We start from the raw sequence: 24,157 nt of genomic DNA, 5'->3' as shown, positions 1-24,157 counted from the left end.
AATCACGCGCTGTTCGCGCGATGCGCGTGAATCATACGACAAAACAAAGTCCCCGAACCCCGTCATTCAATGGTCCCCCTGAAGCTGCAGGAAGCGCCGCGCCAGCGCCCCATAAAGCGGCCTGCGGCAGACCAGGCGTGAGACCGCGAACGACAGGAACGACGTCGCCATCAGCGGGATCATCAGGCTCTGATTGGCGGTCATTTCCATCACGATCACCGCTGAGGTGATCGGCGCCTGCACCACGCCACAGAAATACGCCGTCATGCCCAACAGTATCATCGCCCCGACCGGGGCACCGGGAACCAGCGGAGCCAACACCGAACCGAGCGCGGCGCCGATTGACAGCGATGGGGCGAAGATGCCGCCGGGGATGCCGCTGACATACGACACCACGGTCGCCGCCAGCTTCAGGGCCGCATAGACCGCCGGCAGCGTCGAATGCGCCTCGACCATGCCGCGCGCCTGTTGATAGCCGGTGCCATAGGTCTGGCCACCCGACAGCGTGCCGATGATCGCCAGCAGCAGGCCGCACAGCACGGCGAAGCCGGTCGGATGGCGTATGATCATCCGCCCGGCCCAGCCCGGCAGGCCCCGAGCCGCGACGATCAGCGCCTGGCTGAATACGCCGCCTGCGAATCCCCCGGCCAGGCTGCACAGGATCACCGCCGGCCATGCGTCGGCGTTGGACAGCACCGCGGCGGTCTGGCCGAAATAGGTGTAGTTGCCGACCAGGCCCAGCGTGGTCGCGCCGGCCACCACGACGGCGGTGAACACCGTGCCGGAGGTACGCGACTCGAACGAGTGACTGAGTTCCTCGATGGCGAATACGATGCCGGCCAGCGGCGTGTTGAACGCCGCCGCGATCCCCGCCGCCCCACCCGCCAGGATCAGCGCTCGGCGCAGTTCCAGGCGCGGCAGCCGCAACAGCTTGCCCAGCGCGTGCATGATCGAGGCGCCGACCTGCACGGTCGGGCCCTCGCGGCCGATCGAGGCGCCCGAGGCCAGGCCCAGCAGGGTCAGCAGTACCTTGCCGATGGCGATGCGCGGCGACAGCACCCGGTCGACCAGTTCGGGGTCGTGCAAGTGCAGCGCGGCGATGGTCTGCGGAATGCCGCTGCCCTGGGCGCCGGGGAAAACGCGCTGGGTCAGCACGAAGGCGATCGCCAGGCCGGCCGGCGCAATTATGAAGGGCAGCCAGGGATACAAGGCGGCGAAATGCAGGAACAGCCCGCCGGCCCAGTCCGAGGCCCTGGCGAAGCCGACCGCGACGGCCGCCACCAGCACGGCACCTACCCAGAACACCACACGCCGCCACCACAGCCGTGGAGACACCAGCGGCATCCTGCCCATCCGACGCAGCCGCATGATGGCGCGTCCGCTTCGTCCAAATCGCATGCGGCCCCTGATAGTCGATGTTTCGGTTATATGCCACATCCGGCGCGCATGCGATGCGTGCCTTAGGCCCATCCGACAGAGGTCAGACTCACGCCGGTTGCAGCGACGACTCGCGGCTGCGCATCAGCGGCTGGATTCGGCTGCCGAACTGCTCCATCCCGATCAGGAAGTCGTCGAACGTCAGCATGACGCCCTGCACGCCCGGAACCTTGGACAGATCATCCAGCATGCCGGCGATGGTGGCGTATGATCCGACCAATACGCCGCCCTGCGTCGGCAGTTGCTGCATGCCGTAGGTCTTGCGCTTGTTCGGCCCGGCCAGCGGATCGCGGGTCGGATCGTCCTCGGCCTGTGCGTCGCGCCAGGCGATCGCCTGGTGATCGGTGCCGGCGACGTAGTGGTTCCACTTGGCCATCGCCGCGGCGTCGGTTTCATCGGCAATGATCATGGTTGATACCAGCGCGCCGCAGCTTCGTCCGGCCTCAGTGGTTGCTCGGACCAGCCGGGCGACGCTCTCGGTGACCGCGGTCGGAGTATTGACGCCGAAGCTGGAGCAGAAATTGTAGTCGGCATGGCGCGCCGCATAGCGCGTGCCGGCGTCGCTTTGCGCGGCGCAGATGATCGGAATGTCGGCGGCGGGCATCGGCAGGCAGCGGCAATCGTCCATCTGGAAGAAGTCGCCCCGGAACTCGGACCGGCCGGTTCGCCAGAGTTCCCGCATGACGGTGACGTACTCGGCGCAGTAGTCGTAGCGGCGGTCGTAGTGATCCTTGCCCGGCCAGATGCCCATCTGGGCGTATTCCCGCCGCTGCCAGCCGGAGATGATGTTGACGCCGAACCGTCCGTGCGAGATGGAATCGATCGTCACCGCCATCCGAGCGGCGATCGGCGGCGGCATGGTCAGCACGGCGCAGGTGGCGAACAGTTGGATCCTGCTGGTGACCGCCGCCAGTCCGGCCATCAGGGTGAACGATTCCAGATTGTAGTCCCAGAACTCCGACGGGCCACCGAAACCATGCAGCTTGATCATCGACAGAGCGAAATCGAAGCCGTAAGTCTCGGCCTTGCGCACGACATCGGCATTCAGGTCGAAACTGGGGCGGTATTTCGGTGACGTGGTGGAGATCAGCCAGCCGTTGTTGCCGATCGGAATGAAAACCCCAAGGCGCATGCGCTATCTCCGGTTCAGGATGTGATGAATTCGTTCCACTTCCGGGTCAGGTAGCGATCCTGGTCCATCACTGAATTCCACACCGCGATGTGGCCCATGCGCTGATCGAAACTGCCGCCGTCACGCGAGCGGCCGGCTTTCTCGACCAGCTTGCCGAACGGATCGACGATATCGGTTTGCGCTGGCTTGCCGCCGTACCAGTAATCCCATTCCGCCGGGGTAAGAAATTTGCGGGCGTTTTCCGGCTGGGTGGAATAATAGCCCTCGCGCGCGACGACGGCGCCGGGAAAGCCGGCGCAATACCAATTCAGGTATTCGTAAAAGCAGTCCAGCTTCAGACCGGAAACATGTTTCATCGCACCCATGGTATAGCCCCAGCCGCGATAGCCCTCCTTCAGCGGCTGGAACACGCAGGGAATGCCGCGGGTGCGTACCGCGGTCACCGCCGGGGACCACATCGACTGGATGACGACCTCGCCTGATGCCATCAGGTTCACCGACTGGTCGAAGGTCGACCAGAATGAGCGAAACTGGCCCGACTGCTTGATGTCCATCATGGTGGCGATGGTCTTGTCGATCTCCGGGCGCGTCATGTTGCCCTTGTTGGCGTATTTGATATGGCCGCCGGCCTCCATCGCCATGGCCACGTCGATCACCCCGGTGGTCGGACTGTCCTGCAGCGCCGCCCTGCCCTTGAAGTCGGGAGAGATCAGATCGGCCCAACTGGTGACCGGGCGGCCCACCAGGTCGGGCCGGATGCCCAGCGTGTCGGCGTTGGTGATGGTTGGGATAATGTTCGCCCAATCGGTCGGCTCCTCGGCGAACTTGTTGCCGCTCTGATCGGCGGCGTAAAGAATGGTGTACGGTGCGACGCCCTGCTTCGAAGCCTCCTGCCCGTCGGGATAGGTGCCTTTGCTGAACAGCGGATAGGTCTGGTCCCACCATTTGAACTTACCGACCGGGATGGTCTGCAGAACGCTCCGCCCGACAAGGTATTTAAGGTAGACGATGGTGATATCGCAGCAGTCCATCGCGCTGGACTGCGACAGCAGGCGATTGAGCAGATCGGCATTCTCCGCCGCCTGCATCTGCACGGTAAAGCCAAGCTCCTTGCTGGCCTGTGCGGCGATGCTGGGGATAGTGGTGACCGGCGGGCCGGCGTGGCGCAGCACCACGTCCTTGATGTTTTGCGCCCAGATCATCGGAAACCCGCCGATCGCCCCGCTGCCGATCGCCCCGCCGATCGCAGTGCCGGCAAGTTTCAGCATCGAACGGCGGGTTTTCAGGCTTTTTTGGCGGGTCATCGTGCCAGGCCTCCCAGCAATCGGGTCACGCGCATCGCGGCGATTTCTGACCTGACCCAGCAAGACCGGTGCCATGATTCGATACGCCAGGCCCGAGGCGTCCATCCCGCAGACCGGATGGCATGCAACCGTATGGATATTTGTCAGCCACCCGCGCCATGCCCAAAACGCAAGCTGTGACCGACCGGTGTTTGGTCAGATGCCCTGCGCGCACCCGACGCCCCGCCATTTTTGTTTTGTTTGGTTGCATTTTGGCATCAAGGGACCCAACATCGGTCAGTTTCGCGCCCTGACACCGAGTCCGTTCCGCCAGCCCTGACGACCACGGACCTGCTTAGCCAGCCTTTGAATTACCAACGATGCTGACCCGGCCAGCCGCGCGAGAGGCACGTCGCCATCAGCATCACAGCAAAAAGGCCGGGCTGCCCCGGCCTTCCTGGTTACACGTTGACGTCTGTTTCAGACGTCAGGCGCCGGCGAACATTACCTTATGGCGCCCTGACGCTGCATCTGGGTAGCCTCCGAGTTGCCGGAAACCGTGCTGTTGTTGTGGAAGATCGCAGCATTGGCGGCCGGGACCACGGCAGCGCTAAGGGTCAACACGGCGAATGCGGCGAGAATCATGGTCTTCATCAAATTGTCTCCATCATCGGACCGGGCGTGGTGTCCGGCTTCGATGCATCGGGAAATGGAGCCGGCGTTGCCATTTGATAATACCGCATTGCAGCATCAGATTTATGCCTGAAATTGGGAAATGCCGCGGCCGGGCGCCCCAAGGCATCGCTGCGCGAATCAAGAAGGCCGGGATGACCCGGCCTTCTGCTTGACGAAGGGCTCGCTTCAAGCGCCCCCGTCGACTATTCGTTATAGGCGCCCTGCTGCTGCATCTGGGTAGCAGCCGAATCACCGCTGACGGTGCTGTTGTTATGGAACAGCGCGGCATTCGCGGCGGGCGCCACGGCGGCGGTCAGGCTCAAGGCGGCGACCGCGGCAAGGATCATATTTCTCATCGGAGTATCTCCATCTTCAGTCGGGCGAGATGTCCGGCTTTGATGCAGCGGTAATTGGGACCGCAGTTGCCAAATGATAATGCTGCATCGCAGCATCAGATTTATGCCCCAGATGCGGGAATGCGGTCGTTGTCGCCATCGTAAACCAGCATCCCCGGAACGGGCATCTCGTGCGACCGGAAGTAAGGCTTCTCCGATCCGTGGCAATGACGGCGCATCACTCAGCGACCATTCACGCCGCCGGCGGTGGTGGGTCTTGGGGCCAGCCTGCTCTGGCGCCAGCCTGCTCTGGGGCCGGCCATCCACCCGCCGGCTCGACTTGGCGGCCATACACGCAACGTCCGAGCCTCTCGCCCGCCACCGGATCGGTCAATCTGGCCTCCGCCCGGTGCCGATCCGCCGCGGCCACCGATTGACTGGCGCCAGCCACGAGGGGCTTAATTGTTTGACCAATAAAATAGAGTCCGGAGGAAAAATGGACCTGGACCTCACCCAGGTTGCGCCGCGTTCAGCGGTGCGCTTCAACCAACTGAACGGAGCCCTGGGCGCGGAGGTCGAAAACCTCGACTTGTCCCAACCACTGTCGGATGCAGACTTCAAGTCGGTCCGCAACGCGCTGGTGCGGTATCAAGTGCTGGTGTTTCGCGACCAGGACATCCTGCTGGATCAGCAGATCGCATTCGGACGAGACGTTTCGGGCCGCGCCGCCGATGGCAACCATACTGCGCTGTCCGGTGGCGCCGGAGCACGGCGGCGACACGATGTTCGCCAGCATGATTGCCGCCTATCGTGGTCTGTCGCGCGGCATGCAGAAGTATGTGCACGAGCTTGCGGCCTTGCACGATTTCAAACCGTTTCGCACTCTTTTCGGCTCGGAGCCGGAGCATGCGCGAAACTGCGCGCCTTGGAGGACCGATTCCCGAACCCGTGGCATCCCGTCGTCCGCGTCCATCCCGACACCGGCTGCCGATCGCTGTTCGTCAATCCGCAATTCACCGTCCGGCTGCGCGGCGTCAAGGAAGACGAGAGCGTCACCATGCTGAACTATCTGTACCGGCAGGCCGCGGTGCCGGAGAATCAGCTTCGGGTGAAATGGCGTCCCAACACCGTTGTTATTTGGGACAATCGATCGGTTCAGCACTATGCGGTGCATGACTATTATCCGCAGTCGCGGACGATGGACCGAATCACCATTGCCGGCGATGCCCCGGTCGGCGTAGCTGGCCCCTACATGCCGGAGGCCCCCTTCGACCATCACCCGGCGTTGACCACGGGCGTCAGGGCCTCGGCGCGCCCGGCGCGCCAGTTCGAGCGGGGCTGACAGCATGGCCGATACGGCTGCCAACGACGCCGCAATCAAAAGCGCCACTCGGGCACTGCGCCCGATCGTCGTGTTCTTGATGGCGCTTTACCTGTTCGCCGTTCTCGATCGCCTAAATGTCGGCTTCGCCGCGCTGACCATGAACAAGGATGTCGGCCTCAGCCCGGCTCAATTCGGCTTCGGTGCGGGACTGTTCTTCCTGGCCTACGTGATCTTCGAGGTGCCCAGCAATCTGTTCATGCAGCGCTACGGCCCAAGGCGCTGGATCGCTCGGGTGGTGATCACTTGGGGTATCTGTTCCACCGCGACCGCTCTGGTCCACAGCCGGGACAGCTTCTACCTGGTAAGGATTCTGCTCGGTTTGGCAGAGGCAGGCTTCTTTCCAGCCGTCATCACCTACATCTCGCGCGGCTTCCCCGCCGGCGAACGGGCGCGCATGAACACACTGTTTCTGCTCGGCATTCCACTCAGCGGCGTGGTCGCCTCGTTCCTGGCCGCGGGCTGCCTTGCATTGAACGGATGGCTTGGGCTGCACGGCTGGCAATGGCTGTTCATCTGCGAAGGCGCGCCCCCGATCGTACTGGGCCTTGTCGTCTTGCGTTACCTGCCCGACGACCCAGCGAAAGCCCGCTTCCTGACCGCCACGCAAAGCGAAGCCCTCGGAGGCCTGCTGCGACATGAGCAGGCGACGCTGCAACGGCTTTTCCCGCTGGGGACGAAAGCCGCGCTGCTGTCACCGACAACTCTGTTGTTGGGGCTGATCTACTTCGGCATCACCGTGGGATTGAGCACGCTCGGATTCTGGCTGCCTCAGGCCGTAAGCAGCCTGGCCGCGAACAGTCCGTCCATGGTCGGCCTGCTGACCGCCATTCCGCTGGCATTCGGCGCCGCCGTCATGATCGCGGTCTCCTACAACTCGGATCGAACCGGAGAGCGGGTCTGGCATTTCCTCGCCCTGTCGGTGGTGGCCAGCCTCGGCTGGCTGCTGTTCGGAGTCCTGAAGCTGCCACCATCGGCCCGAATCCTGCTGATCTGCATCGCATCCGGCGGCACCTACGGCATGCAGGGCTTGTTCTGGACGCTGCCCGGCACCTATCTGTCGGGCAAGGCGGCGGCGCCCGGGATCGCCTTGATCAGCGCCATCGGCACGACGGGCGCCTTCATCGGTCCGTGGGTCATCGGACATCTGCGGCAATCGAGCGGGGATTTCGCCGCGGCATTCAGCTTCGTTGCGGCTTGCAGCATCGTCAGCGGGGTCATCGGCCTGGTCGTCGGCCGCCGGCTCGTGCGCCGCGCGAGCGAGGCGGCCCGCCAACTGTCCCCGGTCATTGCATTCGATTGATTGCTTGAACGATTAGTTTGCTTGCACGATTAAATTGCTCGCATGGGCCGGCAACGATCGGCGTTCAGGCCCAAAAGCCGGCCAGCGGCCCATCGGCACCGGCCACCGGATCGGCCGCCGGGCGTGGCACCGCGGCGATGGCCACGGAAGCCGCGGCGTGTTCGCCCGGCTTCCCGCGGCGCAGGTCGGGACCCGGCCCGTTGTCCGGATAGGCCCCGACGATCAGCAGATCGTCCGACTGCCGCTGGTTGCAGTGCGCCACACCCGCCGGCACCACCACGACATCGCCGGCCCGCAGGGTCAGCGCCGTGCCGTTCGGGCCGCCAAACAGCACCGTTGCGTCGCCGCGCGCAACGCCCAGCACCTCGTGCGCGGTGCTATGGAAATGGTGAAACGGATGCACCCCGTCGCGCCACGCCGGCGGCCAACGGTTGGCGGCGAATAAACGCTCGATCGCGGCCGGGTCGGCGGGCACCGCATCGCGGTACACCAACAGCGGCAGCGGCGAGTTCGGAATCGTGCCGTCGTCGTCGAAACAAAACCTCAGCGGTTCGGTCATCTCAGACCTCCTGTTTTATGTCCGTCGCTTCCGCTTCGTCCTCGTCGCCATAGCCCAGCAGGCGCAGCGCGCGCCCGCGGATGCCGCGCGCGGCGGCGGCATGGATCAAGGCCTCCTCGCGTCCATGGGTGACCCAGACCTCGGGTGCGCCGACGTCGTCGAGGGTGGTGTTGAGTTCGTTCCAATCAGCATGGTCGGAAATCACCAACGGCAGTTCGACACCGCGCGATTTGGCACGTTGGCGCACCCGCATCCAGCCGGAGGCGAGCGCCACCACCGGATCCTCCAGCCGGCGCGCCCAGCGATCGGCGATCGCGCCCGGGGGCGCCAGCACGATGGCGCCGACCAGGTCGGCCTTGGCCGCGACGGTAGCCGGGCGCAGGTCGCCAAGCTCGATACCGCGCTGGCGATAGACCTCGCACATCGAGACCAGCGCGCCGTGCAGCCAGATCGGGCGGTCCCAGCCGGCCTGGCGCAGCAAGGCGATCAGCCGCTGGCATTTGCCAAGGGCGTAGCAGCCGACGACATGGGTGCGGTGGGGGAACAGCGCGACGCTGTCCAGCAGCCGGCCAATCTCGTGGCTGGGCGGCGGATGGACGAACACCGGCAGCGCGAACGTGGCCTCGGTAACAAAGACGTCGCACGATACCGGTTCGAAGCCGGCGCAGGTCGGGTCGGCGACCCGCTTGTAGTCGCCGCTGACCACGGCGCGGGAGCCCCGGTATTCCATCGCCACCTGGGCGCTACCAAACACGTGGCCGGCCGGGCTGAGCCAGACCCGGACATCGCCGAGGGTGACGGGATCGTGCCAGGCAAGCGCCTGGCTTGTTTGCCCCCAGTCGCCAAGACGGGCGTTGATCACCGCCAGAGTGTCGGCCGTTGCCAGCACGGCTCGGTGGCCGGGTCGGGCGTGGTCCGAGTGGCCGTGGGTGATCACCGCGCGCTCGACCGGGCGTAGCGGATCGACGAAGAACCCGCCCGGCTCACAGAACAGGCCGGCCGGCAACACTTTCAGCCAGGTTTCGGGGTGCGGCATCACTTGCTATGTTGGGCACCTGATGGCGCTTGACCAGCCTGGGGAGGCGATCGCCATGGAAGGCGATCGATCGGCGGTCGCGAGGAGCTTGGGGTGATCGATCAGGATATCTCGACTCTGCACATCCGCTGCGGCTCCGATATTCGCGATAGCCTGCGCCAAGCGGGCTTCGCTGGCGATTTCCTGGAGTATGCCGACCCCGTCTGCCAGGGTCCGGTCCCGGATCAGCCCAACCTCACCGATATCCGCGCCAAGTTCCTGGCCGACGCCTATGGCTCGTTCAGCGGCAAGACCGAAGGCCAGATCGCCGCGGACCTGCGCGATGGTGAAATCCGTCTGGCCGCGGCGCACCGCTACCAACGCGTCGTGCTGTGGTTCGAGCATGACAGCTTCGACCAGATGATCCTCGCGCGCTGCCTGTCCTGCCTCGCCCTGCATCCGCTGCCCGGCTGCCTGGAGTTGATCTGCATCGACCGGCACCCGTCGGTTGCGCGGTTCATCGGACTGGGCCAACTGACGCCGGAGGCGCTGGCATCGTTGTGGCTGGCGCGCGCGCCCGTCACCTCGACCCAGTTACACCTCGGAACAGCGATCTGGCAGGCGTTGCGCCGGCCCGACCCCTGCGACCTGTCTGCGATCGCGGCCAACGGAACGCCGGCGTTGCCGTTCGCGGCCGCCGCCATATGGCGGCACCTTCAGGAATTGCCCGGCGCGGAAGACGGGCTTTCATTGACCCAACGGCTGGTACTGCAGATCATTGCCGAACGCCCGGCCACGATCGGGCAGATTTTCGCCGAGTTGACGCAGTGCCGCGAGACGCTGCCGTTCCTGGGCGACGCAATGTTGTTGCATCTGGTGCGGCAGATGGCGCGAACGCGCCCGGCTGTCCTCGGCACCGAGACAGGGGGAACGCCATTCCAGGACCTGGTGACGATCAGCGAAACTGGGCAGAATCTGCTAGCCGGGCGCGGCGACTACTTGACATTCGCGCCCCCCGAACGGTGGGTCGGTGGGATTGCTGCCGACGGACGCTGGCGTTGGCATGACAATGTTGGCGGACCTGTTTGCGTGCCGCCACCGGACTGATGGAAATCCAACCTTCAGGCGGCAGCGGCAACTGCAACGTCACCACGGGATGGTTTCGTTCTTCCAGCGCGTGAACGTGCCGGTCGGACCCTCTGGGCCAAGCAGTGCAACACGCACCGCCTCGCGGGCGCCCGCTTCGACCGTCTCCGTGCCGGCATATCCGTTGAGGTTTGTTCTGGTGAAGCCCGGGGAGACGGCGTTGACCTTGATCCCCTCCGGCTCCAGCTCGATCGCCATGGCGAGTGTCAAGGCGTTGAGAGCCGTCTTCGATGCCGGATAGACGGGGCCGAAGATCGGGCGATAGGGGAACGCCGGGTCCGCGTTCCTGGCCAGCGAGCCGGCACCGCTCGATACATTCACGATGCGGGCGGCCGGCGCCTGGCGCAGCAGCGGCAGCATGGCCTGATAGACCGCCAGAACGCCGAACACGTTGGTCTCCCACACCGCGCGCATCTCATCGAGGCGCACGTTACTGGGGCGTGTCGTCGCTGCGTATTCCTCGACCGACTGGCCAGGCTGCTTGCCGGTATTCGAGATCGCCGCGTTTTGGATCAGGATGTCGAGGCGTGCAAACTCGTTGCGAACCCGCTCAGCCGCGGCGCTGACCGAGGCCCGATCGGTAACGTCGAGTTCCACCGCATGGGCGTCCTGCCCCACCTGCTTGGCCGCGGCGACCCCGCGATCGGAGTTGCGCGAACCGACGAGGACGGTGACGTTTTTCGCGGCTAACTCCTTTGCGATCTGGAGGCCAATTCCCTGATTGGCCCCGGTCACCAAGGCAATGCGCTTTGCTGTCATGAGAACCTCTGTTCGAGAAAGTTGTGTCAGGCCCGCCGTCGTCGTCGCGGCAGGTTTTGATCCGGGTTCAGCGCGGCTCGGCCAAACTTACGGCATCAGCACCGGCGGGGATTCGAATCGGGCTCGATGGATCGTTGACCGCGCGCCACACCACTTCGGCCACGTCCCGCGCGTGCGTAATTGGCCCCCCCGCGCGAAAGCTCGCGAACACGCTCGTGACGAGATCGGCATAGGCCGCGTCGTCGGCGCCCTGCATGCCGGAGCGCGCGTTGTCGGCGAAACGGGTCTCCGGCGAACGCCCTGGCAGCACCAGGCGCACCCGAACATTGAATTGCTCGAGTTCCAGCGCAAGCACCTCGGTGAATGCGTTCACCGCCGCCTTGCTCGCGGTGTACGCAGCGAGCATGGGGATCGATTTCAGGGTCACGCTCGAGGTGACGTTGACCACAACACCGGCCTTGCGCTGCCTGAACTGCGGCAGCACCGCCTGCGTCACAGCCATCGTGCCGAAGGTGTTGGTCTCGAACAGTTCACGCACGGTCGCCATCGGGATGACCTCGAACGGCCACGCCGCGCCGAAGCCGGCGTTGTTGACCAGAGCGTCTATCGGCCCCGCAGCCTCGACGGCTTGACGAACGCTCTCCGCATCAGTGACGTCGAGCGCAAGCAAGCGCAGATGCTCTGAACCAGGCAGCAGGTTCCCGCGCGGCGTGCGCATTGTCGCGACAACCTTCCAGTCGCGATCAAGAAAGTATTTTGCGGTTTCAAGTCCGAAACCAGATGAGCATCCGGTGATCAGTATGGTTTTCATGGGGCCTCCTGAAGGTGGTTTGCGGTGCCGAGACATAGATTGCCAAAGCCGGACCTTCTATGCTCTAAAGTCCAATATCCGTTAGCAAGAGTCCGGAAATGATTGACCCACTCGCGGAGGTCGTCACGCTGCTTCAGCCGGGTGCCCGGTTCTCGAAGCTCGTTGTCGGCTCGGGGCCATGGCACATCCGCCGCTCGGATGCCGGACAGCCGTTCTACTGCGTGGTCCTCGAGGGCGCGTCCTGCCTCGTGCTCGATGAGCACGACCCGATCGAGCTTCGGTCGGGCGACTTCGTCCTGGTCCCGGCGGCTTATGGTGTCGCGATGTCCAGCCTCGTGGCTCCCTCGGCGGAGGTCCCCGAAACCGTGCCCGTCGCGCTGGCCGGCGGCGAATTCAGGATCGGCGACCCCGATGGCCCGACAGACCTGCGGATGCTGGTGGGCCATTGCAGCTTCGACTCCCCGGATGCCGGATTGCTGGTGTCGCTGCTTCCTCAACTCGTGCATGTGCGTGGCGAGCCGCGACTCGCCACCATCGTGCAGCTGATGAGAGGCGAGTTCCGCGAGCGGCGTCCGGCGCGCGAGGTCATCCTCGCCCGCCTGCTCGAGGTTCTTCTCATCGAAGCGCTCCGTTCGGCGACGGGGACCGCGGCGTCGCCCGGGCTCGTGCGCGGGCTCGCCGACGATCGGCTTGCCACGGCGATACGGCGCATGCACGAGAGCCCGACCAAGGCGTGGACGGTCGCGAAGTTGGCGAAGGAGGCCGCGCTCTCTCGTTCGGCGTTCTTTGAGCGGTTCAGCCGTGCGGTGGGTATCGCGCCGATGGCGTATCTGCTGGCCTGGCGCATGGCGTTGGCAAAGAACATGCTTCGGCGGAACGAAAATGCCATCGCCGAAATCGCCGAACGCGTAGGCTACGGCTCCAGAAGCGCGTTCAGCGTCGCATTCACCCGCCATGTCGGACTGCCGCCTGCGCGCTACGCGCGCGGGCCAGCGGAATCGTGACGCTTCCTATGCTTGTTCCAGCCGTTTTTCGCCGCTCCGCAATCGCCCGCGAACCACCATACGCCGCCCTCAAACCCACGGATTCCTCGTCCTGCCTGCCTCCGGAACAGCAGTCGGGTCGGCCAAATGCCGATCCAACGCCGCCGTCACCGAAGGCCGGCAAGTATCATCCGGCACGTATTAGCCAGCGAGTATCGTGCGGCCAGCGCCATCCGACCCCCATCCGGCCGGCTACGCCTTGCGGCATGCCCTCCCCGCATGCTTATCTCCGCCAATGCCCGGAACATTACCGGAACCATTCGCCACCTGGTTCGCCGCCCAGGGCTGGACACCCCGGCCGCACCAGTTGGCGATGCTGGATGCCGCCCGCGCCGGTGAAAGCGTTCTGCTGATCGCCCCCACCGGCGGCGGCAAGACGCTGGCCGGCTTCCTGCCCAGCCTGGTCGACCTCGCCGCCAACCCACGTCCTGGCCTGCACACGCTGTATGTCAGCCCGCTGAAGGCGCTGGCCACCGACATCGCCCGCAACCTGACCCGCCCGGTGCACGAAATGAGCCTTAACATCGGCATCGAGGCCCGCACCGGCGACACCCCGGCCAACCGCCGAGCCCGCCAGCGCGCCACCCCGCCGCAAATCCTGCTGACCACGCCGGAAAGCCTCGCCGTACTGATCTCCTTGCCGGACGCGCCGGCGTTCTTCGGCTCGCTCGGCTGCATCGTCATGGACGAGGTCCACGCCCTCGCCGGCACAAAGCGCGGCGACCAACTGGCGCTCGGGGTCAGCCGCCTGCGCACCATCGCCCCCGCCGCCCGACGCATCGGGCTGTCGGCGACCGTCGCCCATCCCGGCCCGATCCAGGCCTACACCGGCGCCCCAAGCCGCATCGAGGTCGCCGACGGCGCTCCACCCGAACTGCGCATGACCCTGCCCGATGGCCGGCTGTCCTGGTCCGGTCACATGGGGCTGGAGGCGGCCCCCAAGGTCATCGACCAGATCCGCCGCGCCGCCATGACCATCGTCTTCGTCAACACCCGCGCCCAGGCCGAGCTGATGTTCCAGGCACTGTGGAAGCTGAACGACACCACATTGCCAATCGCCCTGCACCACGGCTCGCTGGAGGTCGCGCAGCGCCGCAAGGTCGAAGCCGCCATGGCCGCCGGATCACTGCGCGCCGTGGTGGCAACGTCCTCACTCGATCTCGGCATCGACTGGGGCGGGGTCGACCAGGTGATCCAGGTCGGCGCCCCGAAAGGCGTTTCCCGCCTGCTGCAACGGGTCGGGCGCGCCAACCACCGCATGGACGAGGCGTCGAATGCCATCCTGGTGCCGGCCAACCGCTTCGAGGTGCTGGAATGCGAGGCCGCCATCCTCGGCGTCGCCGCGCACGAACTGGACGGCGACCCGCCCCGCCCCGGCGGCCTCGACGTGCTGGCGCAACATCTGCTCGGGCTGGCCTGCAGCACCCCCTTCCACCCCGACCAGGCCTACGCCGAGGTCACCTCCGCCGCCCCCTACGCGGCACTGTCCCGCACCGACTTCGACGACGTGCTGCGCTTCGTCGAGGACGGCGGCTACGCGCTCCGCGCCTACGACCGCTGGAAAAAACTGTTCCGCGACAGCGAGGGCCGCATGCACGTCCGTAACGCCCGCACCGCCGCCGCCCACCGGATGAACATCGGCACCATCGTCGAGGCGCCGGTGCTGAAGGTCCGCCTCGCGGCCAAGCGCGGCCCGGGCGCTTCGCTTGGCGAGATCGAGGAGTATTTCGTCAACATGCTGCGCCCCGGCGACACCTTCATGTTCGCCGGCCGCCTGCTGCGCTTCCTGCGCATCCGCGAAATGGCGGCCGAGTGTGCGGAAGGCGGCGACGGCGACCCGATGGTGCCGGCCTATGCCGGCGGCCGCCTGCCGCTAACCACAAACCTGGCCGACCGCGTGCGCGGACTGATGCAGGACCCCGACAAATGGGACCTCTTCCCCGACCAGGTGCGCGACTGGCTTCGGCTGCAGCGCGGCGTGTCCCGCCTGCCCGGCCGAACCGACTTGCTGATCGAGACATTTCCCCGCGGCGACCGCTGGTACCTCGTCGCCTACTGCTTCGAAGGCCGCAACGCCCACCAGACGCTGGGCATGCTGGTGACCAAGCGCATGGAGCGGGCCGGCTACGCCCCGCTGGGCTTCGTCGCCACCGACTACGTGCTGGGCATCTGGTCGGCCAACCCGCCGCGCAACGTCGCCACGCTGTTCGCCGAGGACATGCTGGGCGACGACCTGGAATCCTGGATGGCCGACAGCTCGATGCTGAAGCGCACGTTCCGCAACGTGGCGGTGATCGGCGGCCTGATCCAGCGCAACCTGCCGGGGGCGGAAAAGAACCGTCGGCAGGTGACGGTGAACAGCGACCTGATCTATGACGTGCTCCGCCGCCACCAGCCCGACCACATCCTGCTGCGCGCCACCCGCGCCGACGCCGCCACCGGACTGACCGACGTCGGCCGCATCGCCGGCATGCTGGCTCGGGTGAAAGGCCACATCGTGCACATGGTGCTGTCGCGGGTCTCGCCGCTGGCGGTGCCGGTGCTGCTGGACATCGGACGGGAAAGCGTGCGCACCGACGACGACGAGGAAGCCTTGCTGGCCGAAGCCGAAGCCATCATCGCCGAGGCCACCGGCGAGGCCGAACCGCCCGCGGCGGGGCGACAGGTGCCGGCGGTGCATCGCGCCAACCTCGCGCGCCGATCCTCCGGCGCGCAAAAAACTCTGGTCCCGCGCCGCGCCGCCACCCGCCAGTCGGACATGTTCTCATGACCACCGCCGCGCCGATCCATCTGGCGGGTGAGCGCCTGATGCTGGACCCGATGGGCGCCCTGTTCTGGCCCGAGCAGCGCCTGCTCGCGGTATCCGACCTGCATCTGGAGAAAGGGTCCTCGTTCGCCCGCCGAGGCATGCTGCTGCCGCCATGGGACACTCACGCGACGATCGACCGCCTGACCCTGCTGCTGCGCCGCTGGTCGCCACGCACCGTGGTGGCGCTGGGGGATTCGTTCCACGATGCGTTCGGGTCCGCCCGCCTGCCGGCCACCGAGGTCTCGCGGCTGAACGCGATGACCGGCGCGCACCGCTTCATCTGGGTGCAGGGCAACCACGACCCGACGCCGCCGGCTGGTCTGGGCGGCGAATGGATCGCCAGCTTCGAAGCCGGCCCGATGGTGTTCCGCCACCAGGCGATCGCCGCCGCCGACGCCGGCGAGGTGGTCGGTCACCACCACCCGAAGGCAACCGTCCCGGCCCGTTCCGGCTCGGTCTGCCGCCCCTGCTTCGTGTTCGACGGCCGTCGCCTGATGATGCCGGCGTTCGGCGCCTACACGGGCGGGCTGGACGTGCGCGATGCGGCGATCAACCGCCTGTTCCCGCGCGGCGGGCGGGTGTTCTTGCTGGGTCGGGACCGGTTGTTCAGTTTTGACATCAGCTGGGGAAGCGCGATGCGGGCGGGGTAGATTGGTCAGCCGCGGCTGCCGGTTCAACCTGTCGCGATTCAAGGAGCAGTGGGCAGAAGCGGGCGGGCGTTGCGGGCACCGTTGATCGCGCCCGTTTGGTGGTTTTGACCGCCGAGCTTTGCTAAGAGGTTGTGATGGGCGAACGTCAAACCAGACTCATCAACCGGGCCGCGCATAAGATCAAGACACGAGCGGTGACGTAGGAGAAGCCGATGAGCGACTATGACACAGACATTCTGATCTGGTCGGAACGCCAGAGCGGGCTGCTGCGACGGCTCGCCGGCGGCGAGCAGATAAACGACAAGGTTGATTGGGAAAACGTCATTGAGGAGATCGAAAGCGTGGGCAACGAGCAGCTTCACGCTGTCACCTCGCTTTTGGTGCAGGCCTTGGTCCACACGCTGAAGGCTGAAGCGTGGCCACTGTCGCGCGAGGTGCCGCACTGGCAATCCGAAGCGCGGCGGTTTCGCGACGATGCAGCAGACCGCTTCGCGCCGTTGATGCGGCAGAGGATTAACTTGGCAAAGCTTTATCGTCGGGCTCTACGCGTCCTGCCCGAGACCATTGACGGCCAGCCGCCGTTGCCGGTGCCGGCTATCTGTCCGATGTCGCTGGATAATCTATTGCAGGACGGCCCGTAAAACAGGCGTACTGATAGCTGATCCAGATGGGGGGGGGCGCTCGGGGCGCCTAGTCTAGGATGGCTGCTATCACACTGGGAAGGATTAGGAGTATTCCCGAGGGACTGACGACTACTGAAACTCCCTCGGAGAGGCGCCCCCATAAATTCTCGGGTCCGACCCCTTGTTGACCTCAAGTCACGTATTGCGTGGTGACAAAAGGCCCGCGACCTCATCATAAGGGACAACATAATCAACGGCAGAAATAATACGCCCATTAGTCACAGCGATAAACTTGAGGCTGATGTAGACCTTTACAGGAGTTGCCGAGTAAGTTCCGGTCAAAATAATGGCCGCGTTCTGGGGAGGCAGGATCGCCTTTTGATTTCGCGACAGCAGAAACTCGCCTTCATTTTTCTGCAGACTTACCGCATTTCGCAGTCGGATTTCCGAGGTAGCATATCCGTCCTGAACCAGGCGCGTCCGGGCCATGTCCGCCACAAGATTTCCCAGAGCGGAGCTTTGATCGAGGTTTTGCACATCTGAAAGCGACGTGACAACGAGTGGCGCGTCTCGGGGAACTTCCGGTGTCGCAGCTACGATCCGATCGACAGCGCGGTAGGTTAGGACGCCGAGGTCGCTAGTCCGGCTATCAGGAATCGCCGAAACGCTGCTTTCGCAACCGGCCACTGCCAAGCTGAGCATCAGCGGCAGGATCGCCACCAACCCCGAAATATTAACGCGCATTTATTGCCTCACTTTTAGTCTATTGATCGTAACGAAGGAGCCGGGTGGGCAGCGGTGGAGGTGACAGGTAAAGTGCCTCGTCACGATCGCGGACGTAAACCGGCTCAACCAATTTCATCACCACATTGCCGTCGACCTTGGCAGTCGCACGAAGAATAGCTTCGCTGTTCGACGTGTGGAGGTCTCGACCACTCCAATGCACCACGTCCACCCCGAGGCTTACGACAGTCGCGTTATATGGCGACGACGCGATTGTCCCGTGTCGTCGCAGGATGTCGGCTTGCAGTTCTTCCCCTGCCTGGCGGAGAAACATTGAATCTGGCTGCACAGCAATGAAAATTGGCCGTGGTGCAACGAAGCCTTGCGATGCGAGTTCTGAAGCAACCTCATGAGCGGCGTTCTTCCAATCTCGGACAGTGTTCTCGGTGCTCTGAAAGCTTGGAAGCTTAGGCTCGACCATGGGTTGATGGCAGCCCGCCAGCGTGCATGCAAAGGCCGCTAAATGAGATAGGCCACGAAGTCGCATTATCTCGCAAATCAAATAGTTACGGTATCAGTTTCATAACCATGATTGGTTAGCGATGGGTTAACGTTACGCAAAGAACGGTGAGAAAAGTTGCGCAAAGAACGGTGAGGCGAACCAAATGTTGCGTTGTATGCTCAGCTGAGTCCCTACTACTGCAGGCGCTCAATATGTTGAAGGCCGAGGCGTGGCCGCTGTCTCGCGATGTGCTGCACTGGCAGTCTGAAGCAAGGGTGTTTCGCGCTCAGGCGATCAACCGCTATACGCCGTCAATGCATCAGCGAATTGACCTCGCCCGGATCTACCGACAGGCGCTGCGGGTGACGCCTGAAACAATCGACTGCCAGCCCCCGTTGCCGGTAGCGGATGACTGTCCGATGATGCTGGACGATCCGCTAGGCGACGGCCCGTAGCGCCAACTGTCGCCGAAACGGGGCGCATCGGCTCGATACCTTGCGCGCTCGGTACGGGCTTATCCACCGGGCGTTGAGCCTGTCGACGTGGACCGTTATCGGTTTACCAGCTATGGGCAAGAGCATCCGCACAGACGAGATTTCCGTCTAACGACTGCTGGATGGTCTCGCCGCCGAACAATGGTATCTCACCGATGATATCTCACTCGCGCGCCAACTTGGTCGCTTCTAAGCGTATATCTCCCGCCAAGAGCCATCCGGCCGAAACGGTATTATGTAGCAGCAGCCGGCGGTTGCTACCTAATACCGGGCCGAAACCGCACCAAACTCGGCCGAGCGCGGGACGTTCGGCAGCACTAAACCCTGATTTCACCCCTCCGCGAACACCCCCTCCATCGCCCGCCGATACCGATAAGCCTCATCCCCCACATCCACCCGCACATCCTCCCACGTCACCGCCTGACCGGCCGCCACATCCCGCACCAGCGGCACCCGGCTCGCCAACCCGATCGGCAACCCACCGCAACGAACACTATCCCCCGCCGTCATCAGCTTGCCCCACACGCAAGCACCACCCTCACCATCCAGCACCTCCCCGGCCCGCAGATCCCGCTTCGCCGTCGAAACCACATCGCCGCGGAACCCGCTCGGAGCCCCCGTCGCCTCCTTGCGCAACGCCGCCGACAGGATCGAAACATTCAGCTCCAGCCCGATCAAATGAAACGGCCGATACAACGCCGAGACCCGGCCCGAGGCATCCGTCACCACCCCATACTCGGCAAAGCACCGCCGCGCGTATTCGTTCGGCGCCTCGAACACCACGAACACCCCCCAACGCAGGTCGTTCTTCACCGCACCGCCATCCCGATGCACACAGGAGATCACCTCCACCTGCCCGGCATGGTGCAACCCCCCTTCATTGCCCGGCCGCAGCCTTTCGGCCAACTCATGCGTGCCCACCGGGGGAAACACCAACCCGTCCGGCGCCGGCGTCAGTCCCGACGCGTTCGCCACCGCCGCCATCTCGATCGCCGACTTGGTACCGTCAAGAAATGAGTTGAACATCTGCGGGTTCATCCCGCCAACCTTCGCCCGCTCCGCTGTCAGCCCGTAATACGGCCACACCGTGTCCGGGGTCGAGGCATGATACTCCGGCAGATACTTCGTCCCCTTGCCGGCCGCCACGACACGGAACCCGCAAGCCCGAGCCCAATCCACCAGCTCGCAAATCAGCGCCGGCTGATCGCCATAAGCCAGGCTGTAGACCACCCCCGCGGCCGCTGCCTCGCGCGCCAGCAGCGGCCCGGCCAGCACGTCGGCCTCGACGTTGACCATCACGATATGCTTGCCTTCGCGGATCGCCCGCCGGGCATGGGCGATACCCGCCGGAGCGTGCCCGGTCGCCTCCACCACCACCTCCACATTCGGTGCCGCAATCATCGCCCCGGCGTCGTCGACGAAGCGCGTCGCCGCGATGCGCTCCTCGGTCCAGCCCACCCCCCGGCACGCCGCGCGGGCGCGATCGGGCGAGAGATCGGCGATCGCCGCGACCTCCAACCCCGGCGTGGTCGGCACCTGGGACAGGAACATCGACCCGAACTTGCCGGCCCCGATCAGCCCGACCCGCACCGGCTTGCCGGCCTCGGCACGCTGTTGCAGCAGACGATACAGGTTCATGACGGTGCTCCATCGGGCTGTTGGTCCGCCACTTCTACCCGCCGAGGCGCACGATGCGAACCGCCAAGATCAGGCCGCGCCATGGCCCGACGTCCAGCGTCGCGCCCAATAGCGTCAGGCCCAATAAGCCGGCTGGCGGCGGGATCGCTCGAACGCATCGACGATACGCGGTCGCATCCTCACCGCTCGCGCCGCCAGGAAGCCGGTGACCAGGCCAACCGCGTAGCCGTGGCGTCCAGCCGGCCCGCCCAGCTGCGTCAGCAGATGGCTCGCCGCCACGCCGTCGTTCAACACCCCTAGTCTCTCCTGCAACGCACTCAGCCGGCGGATAAAGCGATGCGACGCTTTGCCCTGATACAACGTCGCGAACATCTCGGCGGCATAGCGTGCCCGCTTCGCCCGCAGCCGCACCCCGTGCAAGCTCGGGATGTCCAGATCATCGATCTGCTTGCCTGACGAAACCAGCTTCTTCCAGCGCTGCTGCAACACCCGCCCGGCAAATTCCGCCAGGCTGGCGGCCCTGTCAGGGACGCTCCCAACCGAACCGGTCGCCGCATCGGGCACCGCGCCTATCGGTGAGCCACCCGCCGCATCATCGGCCGCCACCTCCGAAGCAACGTGGCAGAACCGCGCCGAGACGAGCCAGGCGAGCTCGACGCCCAGCAAGCGGAATGCGGCACTCTCCAGATACCCGGCCAACGCGGCCTGCGACTCCCGCCGCCGTCGTTCCGCCGCCGCGATCAGCCGCCGCAGGCGGTCATCCTCCGGCAGCGACTGCTGGATCGCCGGAATGGTCTCCTCGGCAAACACATCCCAGTCCCGCGTCGGCCCCAGCCGCGCACTCAGGTGCTTCAGCGCATCGTTGACCGGGCCCAAAGCGCCGCCGGGAAACGCCCCCTGAAAGATCGACACCGCCGACCGCGCCCGGCGAACCGCGACACGCATCTGGTGCACCGCCTCGGTCGCATCGCCATCGCGGCGCACCGCCAGCGGGGCGTTGACCAGCACCACGTCGATCAGGTGACCCAGTATGTGCATCAGGGCATCGGCCACGCTCAACGGCCCGGTCGGCAATTCCGGCGCACCGCCATGCCGAGCCGCGGCCGGGCGTCCGGTCGCCAGCGCCACCCCGTCCGCCGCCAGGGACGTCAGCGGCACGCCAGCCGGCACCGCACCGGCGATCAGCCGGGCAATGTCACCAACCGCCTGTTCCTCACCGCTCAGCCAGATCCGTGCCGCCGGCCGCTCCGCCGTCACCGACCGCAGAATCCCCTTCGCCACCGTCACCGTCACCGCCCGACCGCCAGATTGGTGCACGCTCGCGGTCTGCCGCCCCTCGAACGCCGCTAGCGGAGCCAGCGGCGAAGGCAGCGCAGCCAGATCCGGCGCTTCGGCCACCACCGGCACCGGTTGACCCGGCAGCCACGTCGCCGCCCCCGGATAGACCCGCTCGAGACGCTGCACGCCCCGGTGTTCGGCCAGAATCATGCCCTCGGCCAGCAACCCACGTTCCGGGCTGTCGTGCCAGACGATCTTCAGCGCCTGGCTGCGCGGCCGGCCGTCACGGCACGCCAAAAGCGGCTTCAGCCGCGACAGCGTGGCGACCGCCTCCGCGTCGGTGGCAAGCTCCAGTTCCATCAGGATAAACCGGTGCCCTCCAGCATCTGCGGCGTCAGGAACCGCACCAGCCGCCCGCCACCCTCGCGCAGGTCCCACCACGACCCGGCAACGACGAACTCGGCCAGCGCCCCGGTCGGAAACCCCGCCGCCAAGGCGCGCTCATGCTCGCCGCCGCCACGCATCGCCCGCGGCCCGACCAGGGTCATCGCCAGATCGTGCATGCCGGGATTATGACCGATCAGCAGCACACTGCGCACCGTCTCGGCCACCCCGTGCAGCGCCGCGGTAAGCTGCACAGGGTCGGCCAGGTACAGGCTATCCATTGGCTCGACCAACGGCGTGTCGTCCCACGGCTCCAGCGCCTCCAGCGTCTCGATCGTGCGCCTTGCGGTGGACACCAGCACCACATCGGGCGCCAGCCCAAGGTCGCGCATGGCATGGCGCATCACCACCACCGCGCGCCTGCCGCGGGCATTGAGCGGACGCTCCCGGTCGGGCACCGAGGCGTCGTTCCACGACGACTTCGCGTGGCGCAAAAGCAAGAGTTGCCGCATGACAGTCCCATCCTGCCATGCTCGCTGCGTCTTGTCCTCCCCCGAGTTGTGCCGGTCCTGCGATGTTCAAACCCCGAATCAGCGCCATCTGCGATCGATAACCGAAGGGCAGCGACATGGCGGTCGATACGTTGCGAATAATACTGGGCGACCAACTTTCCGCCTCGCTGTCAGCGCTATCCGATCTCGATCCGGCGGCCGACATGGTGTTGATGGCCGAGGTCATGGGCGAATGCACCCATGCGCCGTACCACCTGAAGAAGCTGGTACTGGTGCTGTCGGCGATGCGCCATTTCGCCCGCGCTCTGACCGAACGCGGCGTGCGGGTGCGCTACGTCGCGCTGGATGATCCCGACAACACCCAGACGCTGCGCACCGAAGTCGGGCGCGCGGTCGCCGCCCTGAAGCCGCGCCAGGTCGTGGTCACCGAACCCGGGGCTCACCGGGTGGTCACCGACATGGCCAACTGGACCGAATGTCTGGAAATCCGCCCCGACACCCGGTTCCTCTGCTCGATCGCGCAATTTCGCCGCTGGGCCGCCGGGCGCAGCGGCTTGCGCATGGAGTTCTTCTATCGCGAGATGCGCCGGCGCAGCGGATTGCTGATGACCCCGGACGGCCCCGAGGGCAATCGCTGGAACTTCGATGCCGAGAACCGCAAGCGCCTGCCGCCCGGATTACCGGTCCCCCCCATTGCCGAATTTCCCCCCGACAGCATCACCCGCGACGTGATTGCCCTGGTGCGCGATCGCTTCACCAACGGCTTTGCCGACACCAAAGGCTTCGCTTTCCCGGTCACCGCCCACGACGCCGAGGCCACGCTGGCCGACTTCATCGCCCACAGGCTGCCTGGGTTCGGCGACTGGCAGGACGCGATGCGTAGCGACGCGCCGACGCTGTTCCACGCGGTGATCTCGCCGGCGCTGAACCTCGGCCTGCTGGATCCGCTGGCGGTCTGCCAGAGGGTCGAGACAGCATACCGAAGCGGCGCGGTGGCGCTCAATGCCGCCGAGGGGTTCATCCGCCAGATCATCGGATGGCGCGAATACGTGCGCGGGATCTACTGGCTGAAAATGCCGCAATACGCCACGCTGAACGCATTGCAGGCGACCCGCCCGTTGCCCGACTTCTACTGGAATGGCGCGACCCCGATGGCGTGCATCAGCCAGGTGGTGGGCCAAACCCGCCGCGACGCCTACGCCCACCACATCCAGCGCCTTATGGTCACCGGCAATTTCGCACTGCTGGCCGGACTGCACCCCGATGCGGTCGATGAATGGTACCTGGCGGTCTACGCCGACGCCTATCAGTGGGTGGAGATGCCGAACACCCGCGGCATGGCCCTGTTCGGCGACGGCGGCATCGTCGGGTCGAAGCCGTATGCCGCATCCGGCGCCTACATCAACCGAAACAGCAACTATTGCGCCGGCTGCGCCTATGATGTGAAGCAGGCGACCGGTCCGGCGGCCTGCCCATTCAACTTTCTATATTGGGATTTCATCGCCAGGCACGCCCAGCGGTTCGCCTCGAATCCCCGGATGGCGATGCCGCTCCGCAACTGGCAGCGCATGGCGCCGCAACGACGCGACGCGATCCGCGCCCAGGCCGCGGCTTTCCTGGTTCGGCTGGACCATCCGCAAACCCCGCGAGACCAAACCGTATAAC

General features: G+C 65.5%; 23 protein-coding genes and 1 pseudogene. 10 read left to right on the top strand and 14 right to left on the bottom strand.

The features are described 5' to 3' along the window. Window positions 1-66: 66 nt before the first annotated feature. From ACQY4Y_RS11940 to ACQY4Y_RS11920, 5 genes are all read right to left on the bottom strand, one after another. Entirely contained in the window at window positions 67-1,368 is a 1,302-nt protein-coding gene (locus ACQY4Y_RS11940; protein ID WP_428490839.1) for a chloride channel protein, read from the bottom strand. A 118-nt stretch (window positions 1,369-1,486) separates the two neighbouring features. Next, the gene (rutA, locus tag ACQY4Y_RS11935) at window positions 1,487-2,569 is read right to left on the bottom strand and encodes a pyrimidine utilization protein A (protein WP_428490838.1); all 1,083 of its coding nucleotides are present in this window, start codon (window positions 2,567-2,569) and stop codon (window positions 1,487-1,489) included. 14 nt (window positions 2,570-2,583) lie between these two features. Beyond that, window positions 2,584-3,873, bottom strand: a complete 1,290-nt coding sequence (locus ACQY4Y_RS11930) for an ABC transporter substrate-binding protein (protein ID WP_428490837.1) — start codon at window positions 3,871-3,873, stop codon at window positions 2,584-2,586. A gap of 483 nt (window positions 3,874-4,356) precedes the next feature. Next, window positions 4,357-4,506 carry a hypothetical protein gene (locus ACQY4Y_RS11925; protein WP_428490836.1) on the bottom strand — a complete coding sequence of 50 codons (150 nt, stop codon included), beginning with the start codon at window positions 4,504-4,506 and terminating at the stop codon, window positions 4,357-4,359. 224 nt (window positions 4,507-4,730) lie between these two features. Continuing rightward, window positions 4,731-4,883 carry a hypothetical protein gene (locus ACQY4Y_RS11920; protein ID WP_428490835.1) on the bottom strand — a complete coding sequence of 51 codons (153 nt, stop codon included), beginning with the start codon at window positions 4,881-4,883 and terminating at the stop codon, window positions 4,731-4,733. Between the two features lie 73 nt (window positions 4,884-4,956). On the opposite strand from ACQY4Y_RS11920, the pseudogene ACQY4Y_RS11915 reads away from it, so the two are divergent. The 3 genes and pseudogenes from ACQY4Y_RS11915 to ACQY4Y_RS11905 all read left to right on the top strand — a co-directional run. After that, window positions 4,957-5,710: pseudogene (locus ACQY4Y_RS11915) on the top strand (TauD/TfdA dioxygenase family protein); the annotation flags it as partial. Further along, on the top strand, window positions 5,611-6,204 hold the full coding sequence (locus tag ACQY4Y_RS11910) for a TauD/TfdA dioxygenase family protein (RefSeq protein ID WP_428493628.1): 594 nt from the start codon (window positions 5,611-5,613) through the stop codon (window positions 6,202-6,204). The pseudogene ACQY4Y_RS11915 and the gene ACQY4Y_RS11910, both read left to right, overlap by 100 nt. Window positions 6,205-6,208: 4 nt before the next feature. Further along, the gene (locus ACQY4Y_RS11905) at window positions 6,209-7,546 is read left to right on the top strand and encodes an MFS transporter (protein ID WP_428490834.1); all 1,338 of its coding nucleotides are present in this window, start codon (window positions 6,209-6,211) and stop codon (window positions 7,544-7,546) included. A gap of 64 nt (window positions 7,547-7,610) precedes the next feature. On the opposite strand, the gene ACQY4Y_RS11900 is transcribed toward ACQY4Y_RS11905, so the two are convergent. Next, window positions 7,611-8,105 carry a cupin domain-containing protein gene (locus tag ACQY4Y_RS11900; protein ID WP_428490833.1) on the bottom strand — a complete coding sequence of 165 codons (495 nt, stop codon included), beginning with the start codon at window positions 8,103-8,105 and terminating at the stop codon, window positions 7,611-7,613. 1 nt (window position 8,106) lies between these two features. Next, the gene (locus ACQY4Y_RS11895) at window positions 8,107-9,141 is read right to left on the bottom strand and encodes a ligase-associated DNA damage response exonuclease (RefSeq protein WP_428490832.1); all 1,035 of its coding nucleotides are present in this window, start codon (window positions 9,139-9,141) and stop codon (window positions 8,107-8,109) included. Between the two features lie 93 nt (window positions 9,142-9,234). Between ACQY4Y_RS11895 and ACQY4Y_RS11890 the strand changes: the two genes are divergently transcribed. Further along, window positions 9,235-10,227: a DUF1835 domain-containing protein gene (locus ACQY4Y_RS11890; protein WP_428490831.1), complete on the top strand. Its 993-nt coding sequence runs from the start codon at window positions 9,235-9,237 to the stop codon at window positions 10,225-10,227. A 39-nt stretch (window positions 10,228-10,266) separates the two neighbouring features. Here the strand turns inward: ACQY4Y_RS11890 and ACQY4Y_RS11885 are convergent, their stop codons facing one another. Next, window positions 10,267-11,001, bottom strand: coding sequence for an SDR family NAD(P)-dependent oxidoreductase (locus tag ACQY4Y_RS11885; RefSeq protein WP_428493627.1), 735 nt, complete (start codon window positions 10,999-11,001; stop codon window positions 10,267-10,269). Between the two features lie 91 nt (window positions 11,002-11,092). Next, window positions 11,093-11,836: an SDR family oxidoreductase gene (locus ACQY4Y_RS11880; protein WP_428490830.1), complete on the bottom strand. Its 744-nt coding sequence runs from the start codon at window positions 11,834-11,836 to the stop codon at window positions 11,093-11,095. A gap of 98 nt (window positions 11,837-11,934) precedes the next feature. On the opposite strand from ACQY4Y_RS11880, the gene ACQY4Y_RS11875 reads away from it, so the two are divergent. The 4 genes from ACQY4Y_RS11875 to ACQY4Y_RS11860 all read left to right on the top strand — a co-directional run bounded on the left by ACQY4Y_RS11875 (window position 11,935) and on the right by ACQY4Y_RS11860 (window position 16,979). Next, a complete protein-coding gene (locus ACQY4Y_RS11875; protein ID WP_428490829.1) occupies window positions 11,935-12,840 on the top strand; it encodes an AraC family transcriptional regulator in 906 nt (301 codons plus the stop codon). 274 nt (window positions 12,841-13,114) lie between these two features. After that, window positions 13,115-15,649 carry a ligase-associated DNA damage response DEXH box helicase gene (locus ACQY4Y_RS11870; RefSeq protein ID WP_428490828.1) on the top strand — a complete coding sequence of 845 codons (2,535 nt, stop codon included), beginning with the start codon at window positions 13,115-13,117 and terminating at the stop codon, window positions 15,647-15,649. Further along, a complete protein-coding gene (pdeM, locus tag ACQY4Y_RS11865; protein WP_428490827.1) occupies window positions 15,646-16,338 on the top strand; it encodes a ligase-associated DNA damage response endonuclease PdeM in 693 nt (230 codons plus the stop codon). The genes ACQY4Y_RS11870 and pdeM overlap by 4 nt, the downstream gene beginning before the upstream one ends. Window positions 16,339-16,550: 212 nt before the next feature. Then, complete coding sequence (locus ACQY4Y_RS11860) at window positions 16,551-16,979, top strand: DUF29 domain-containing protein (RefSeq protein ID WP_428490826.1); 429 nt, start codon at window positions 16,551-16,553, stop codon at window positions 16,977-16,979. Between the two features lie 177 nt (window positions 16,980-17,156). Here the strand turns inward: ACQY4Y_RS11860 and ACQY4Y_RS11855 are convergent, their stop codons facing one another. After that, the gene (locus tag ACQY4Y_RS11855) at window positions 17,157-17,705 is read right to left on the bottom strand and encodes a FlgO family outer membrane protein (RefSeq protein ID WP_428490825.1); all 549 of its coding nucleotides are present in this window, start codon (window positions 17,703-17,705) and stop codon (window positions 17,157-17,159) included. 19 nt (window positions 17,706-17,724) lie between these two features. Then, a complete protein-coding gene (locus tag ACQY4Y_RS11850) occupies window positions 17,725-18,231 on the bottom strand; it encodes a hypothetical protein (protein ID WP_428490824.1) in 507 nt (168 codons plus the stop codon). A 167-nt stretch (window positions 18,232-18,398) separates the two neighbouring features. Here ACQY4Y_RS11850 and ACQY4Y_RS11845 point away from each other — a divergent pair, with 167 nt between their 5' ends. Further along, a complete protein-coding gene (locus ACQY4Y_RS11845; protein WP_428490823.1) occupies window positions 18,399-18,641 on the top strand; it encodes a hypothetical protein in 243 nt (80 codons plus the stop codon). A 369-nt stretch (window positions 18,642-19,010) separates the two neighbouring features. Here the strand turns inward: ACQY4Y_RS11845 and ACQY4Y_RS11840 are convergent, their stop codons facing one another. The 3 genes from ACQY4Y_RS11840 to ACQY4Y_RS11830 all read right to left on the bottom strand — a co-directional run bounded on the left by ACQY4Y_RS11840 (window position 19,011) and on the right by ACQY4Y_RS11830 (window position 22,492). Next, complete coding sequence (locus ACQY4Y_RS11840; RefSeq protein WP_428490822.1) at window positions 19,011-20,318, bottom strand: NAD(P)H-dependent oxidoreductase; 1,308 nt, start codon at window positions 20,316-20,318, stop codon at window positions 19,011-19,013. Between the two features lie 114 nt (window positions 20,319-20,432). Next, on the bottom strand, window positions 20,433-21,956 hold the full coding sequence (locus ACQY4Y_RS11835; RefSeq protein WP_428490821.1) for a CHAD domain-containing protein: 1,524 nt from the start codon (window positions 21,954-21,956) through the stop codon (window positions 20,433-20,435). Continuing rightward, entirely contained in the window at window positions 21,956-22,492 is a 537-nt protein-coding gene (locus tag ACQY4Y_RS11830) for a SixA phosphatase family protein (RefSeq protein ID WP_428490820.1), read from the bottom strand. Before ACQY4Y_RS11830 ends, ACQY4Y_RS11835 begins: the two co-directional genes overlap by 1 nt. A gap of 116 nt (window positions 22,493-22,608) precedes the next feature. On the opposite strand from ACQY4Y_RS11830, the gene ACQY4Y_RS11825 reads away from it, so the two are divergent. Beyond that, window positions 22,609-24,156 (top strand): cryptochrome/photolyase family protein, encoded by a 1,548-nt coding sequence (locus tag ACQY4Y_RS11825; protein ID WP_428490819.1) that lies wholly within the window; start codon window positions 22,609-22,611, stop codon window positions 24,154-24,156. The last annotated feature ends 1 nt before the right edge of the window (window position 24,157 follow it).

The organism is Rhodopila sp. (genome assembly GCF_965277165.1).
In the GTDB taxonomy this organism is placed as follows: Bacteria; Pseudomonadota; Alphaproteobacteria; order Acetobacterales; family Acetobacteraceae; genus Rhodopila.
This window is presented reverse-complemented; position numbering and strand designations above follow the sequence as displayed.

Excerpts from the sequence above, each read along its gene's own strand:
- ACQY4Y_RS11875 (WP_428490829.1), top strand. The coding sequence starts at position 11,935 with ATGATTGACCCACTCGCGGAGGTCGTCACGCTGCTTCAGCCGGGTGCC.
- ACQY4Y_RS11850 (WP_428490824.1), bottom strand. The coding sequence starts at position 18,231 with ATGCGACTTCGTGGCCTATCTCATTTAGCGGCCTTTGCATGCACGCTG.
- ACQY4Y_RS11900 (WP_428490833.1), bottom strand. The coding sequence starts at position 8,105 with ATGACCGAACCGCTGAGGTTTTGTTTCGACGACGACGGCACGATTCCG.
- ACQY4Y_RS11930 (WP_428490837.1), bottom strand. The coding sequence starts at position 3,873 with ATGACCCGCCAAAAAAGCCTGAAAACCCGCCGTTCGATGCTGAAACTT.
- ACQY4Y_RS11940 (WP_428490839.1), bottom strand. The coding sequence starts at position 1,368 with ATGCGGCTGCGTCGGATGGGCAGGATGCCGCTGGTGTCTCCACGGCTG.
- ACQY4Y_RS11830 (WP_428490820.1), bottom strand. The coding sequence starts at position 22,492 with ATGCGGCAACTCTTGCTTTTGCGCCACGCGAAGTCGTCGTGGAACGAC.
- ACQY4Y_RS11860 (WP_428490826.1), top strand. The coding sequence starts at position 16,551 with ATGAGCGACTATGACACAGACATTCTGATCTGGTCGGAACGCCAGAGC.
- ACQY4Y_RS11925 (WP_428490836.1), bottom strand. The coding sequence starts at position 4,506 with ATGAAGACCATGATTCTCGCCGCATTCGCCGTGTTGACCCTTAGCGCT.
- ACQY4Y_RS11870 (WP_428490828.1), top strand. The coding sequence starts at position 13,115 with ATGCCCGGAACATTACCGGAACCATTCGCCACCTGGTTCGCCGCCCAG.
- ACQY4Y_RS11840 (WP_428490822.1), bottom strand. The coding sequence starts at position 20,318 with ATGAACCTGTATCGTCTGCTGCAACAGCGTGCCGAGGCCGGCAAGCCG.
- ACQY4Y_RS11845 (WP_428490823.1), top strand. The coding sequence starts at position 18,399 with ATGTTGAAGGCCGAGGCGTGGCCGCTGTCTCGCGATGTGCTGCACTGG.
- ACQY4Y_RS11855 (WP_428490825.1), bottom strand. The coding sequence starts at position 17,705 with ATGCGCGTTAATATTTCGGGGTTGGTGGCGATCCTGCCGCTGATGCTC.
- ACQY4Y_RS11895 (WP_428490832.1), bottom strand. The coding sequence starts at position 9,141 with ATGCCGCACCCCGAAACCTGGCTGAAAGTGTTGCCGGCCGGCCTGTTC.
- pdeM (WP_428490827.1), top strand. The coding sequence starts at position 15,646 with ATGACCACCGCCGCGCCGATCCATCTGGCGGGTGAGCGCCTGATGCTG.
- ACQY4Y_RS11920 (WP_428490835.1), bottom strand. The coding sequence starts at position 4,883 with ATGAGAAATATGATCCTTGCCGCGGTCGCCGCCTTGAGCCTGACCGCC.
- ACQY4Y_RS11880 (WP_428490830.1), bottom strand. The coding sequence starts at position 11,836 with ATGAAAACCATACTGATCACCGGATGCTCATCTGGTTTCGGACTTGAA.
- rutA (WP_428490838.1), bottom strand. The coding sequence starts at position 2,569 with ATGCGCCTTGGGGTTTTCATTCCGATCGGCAACAACGGCTGGCTGATC.
- ACQY4Y_RS11835 (WP_428490821.1), bottom strand. The coding sequence starts at position 21,956 with ATGGAACTGGAGCTTGCCACCGACGCGGAGGCGGTCGCCACGCTGTCG.
- ACQY4Y_RS11825 (WP_428490819.1), top strand. The coding sequence starts at position 22,609 with ATGGCGGTCGATACGTTGCGAATAATACTGGGCGACCAACTTTCCGCC.
- ACQY4Y_RS11905 (WP_428490834.1), top strand. The coding sequence starts at position 6,209 with ATGGCCGATACGGCTGCCAACGACGCCGCAATCAAAAGCGCCACTCGG.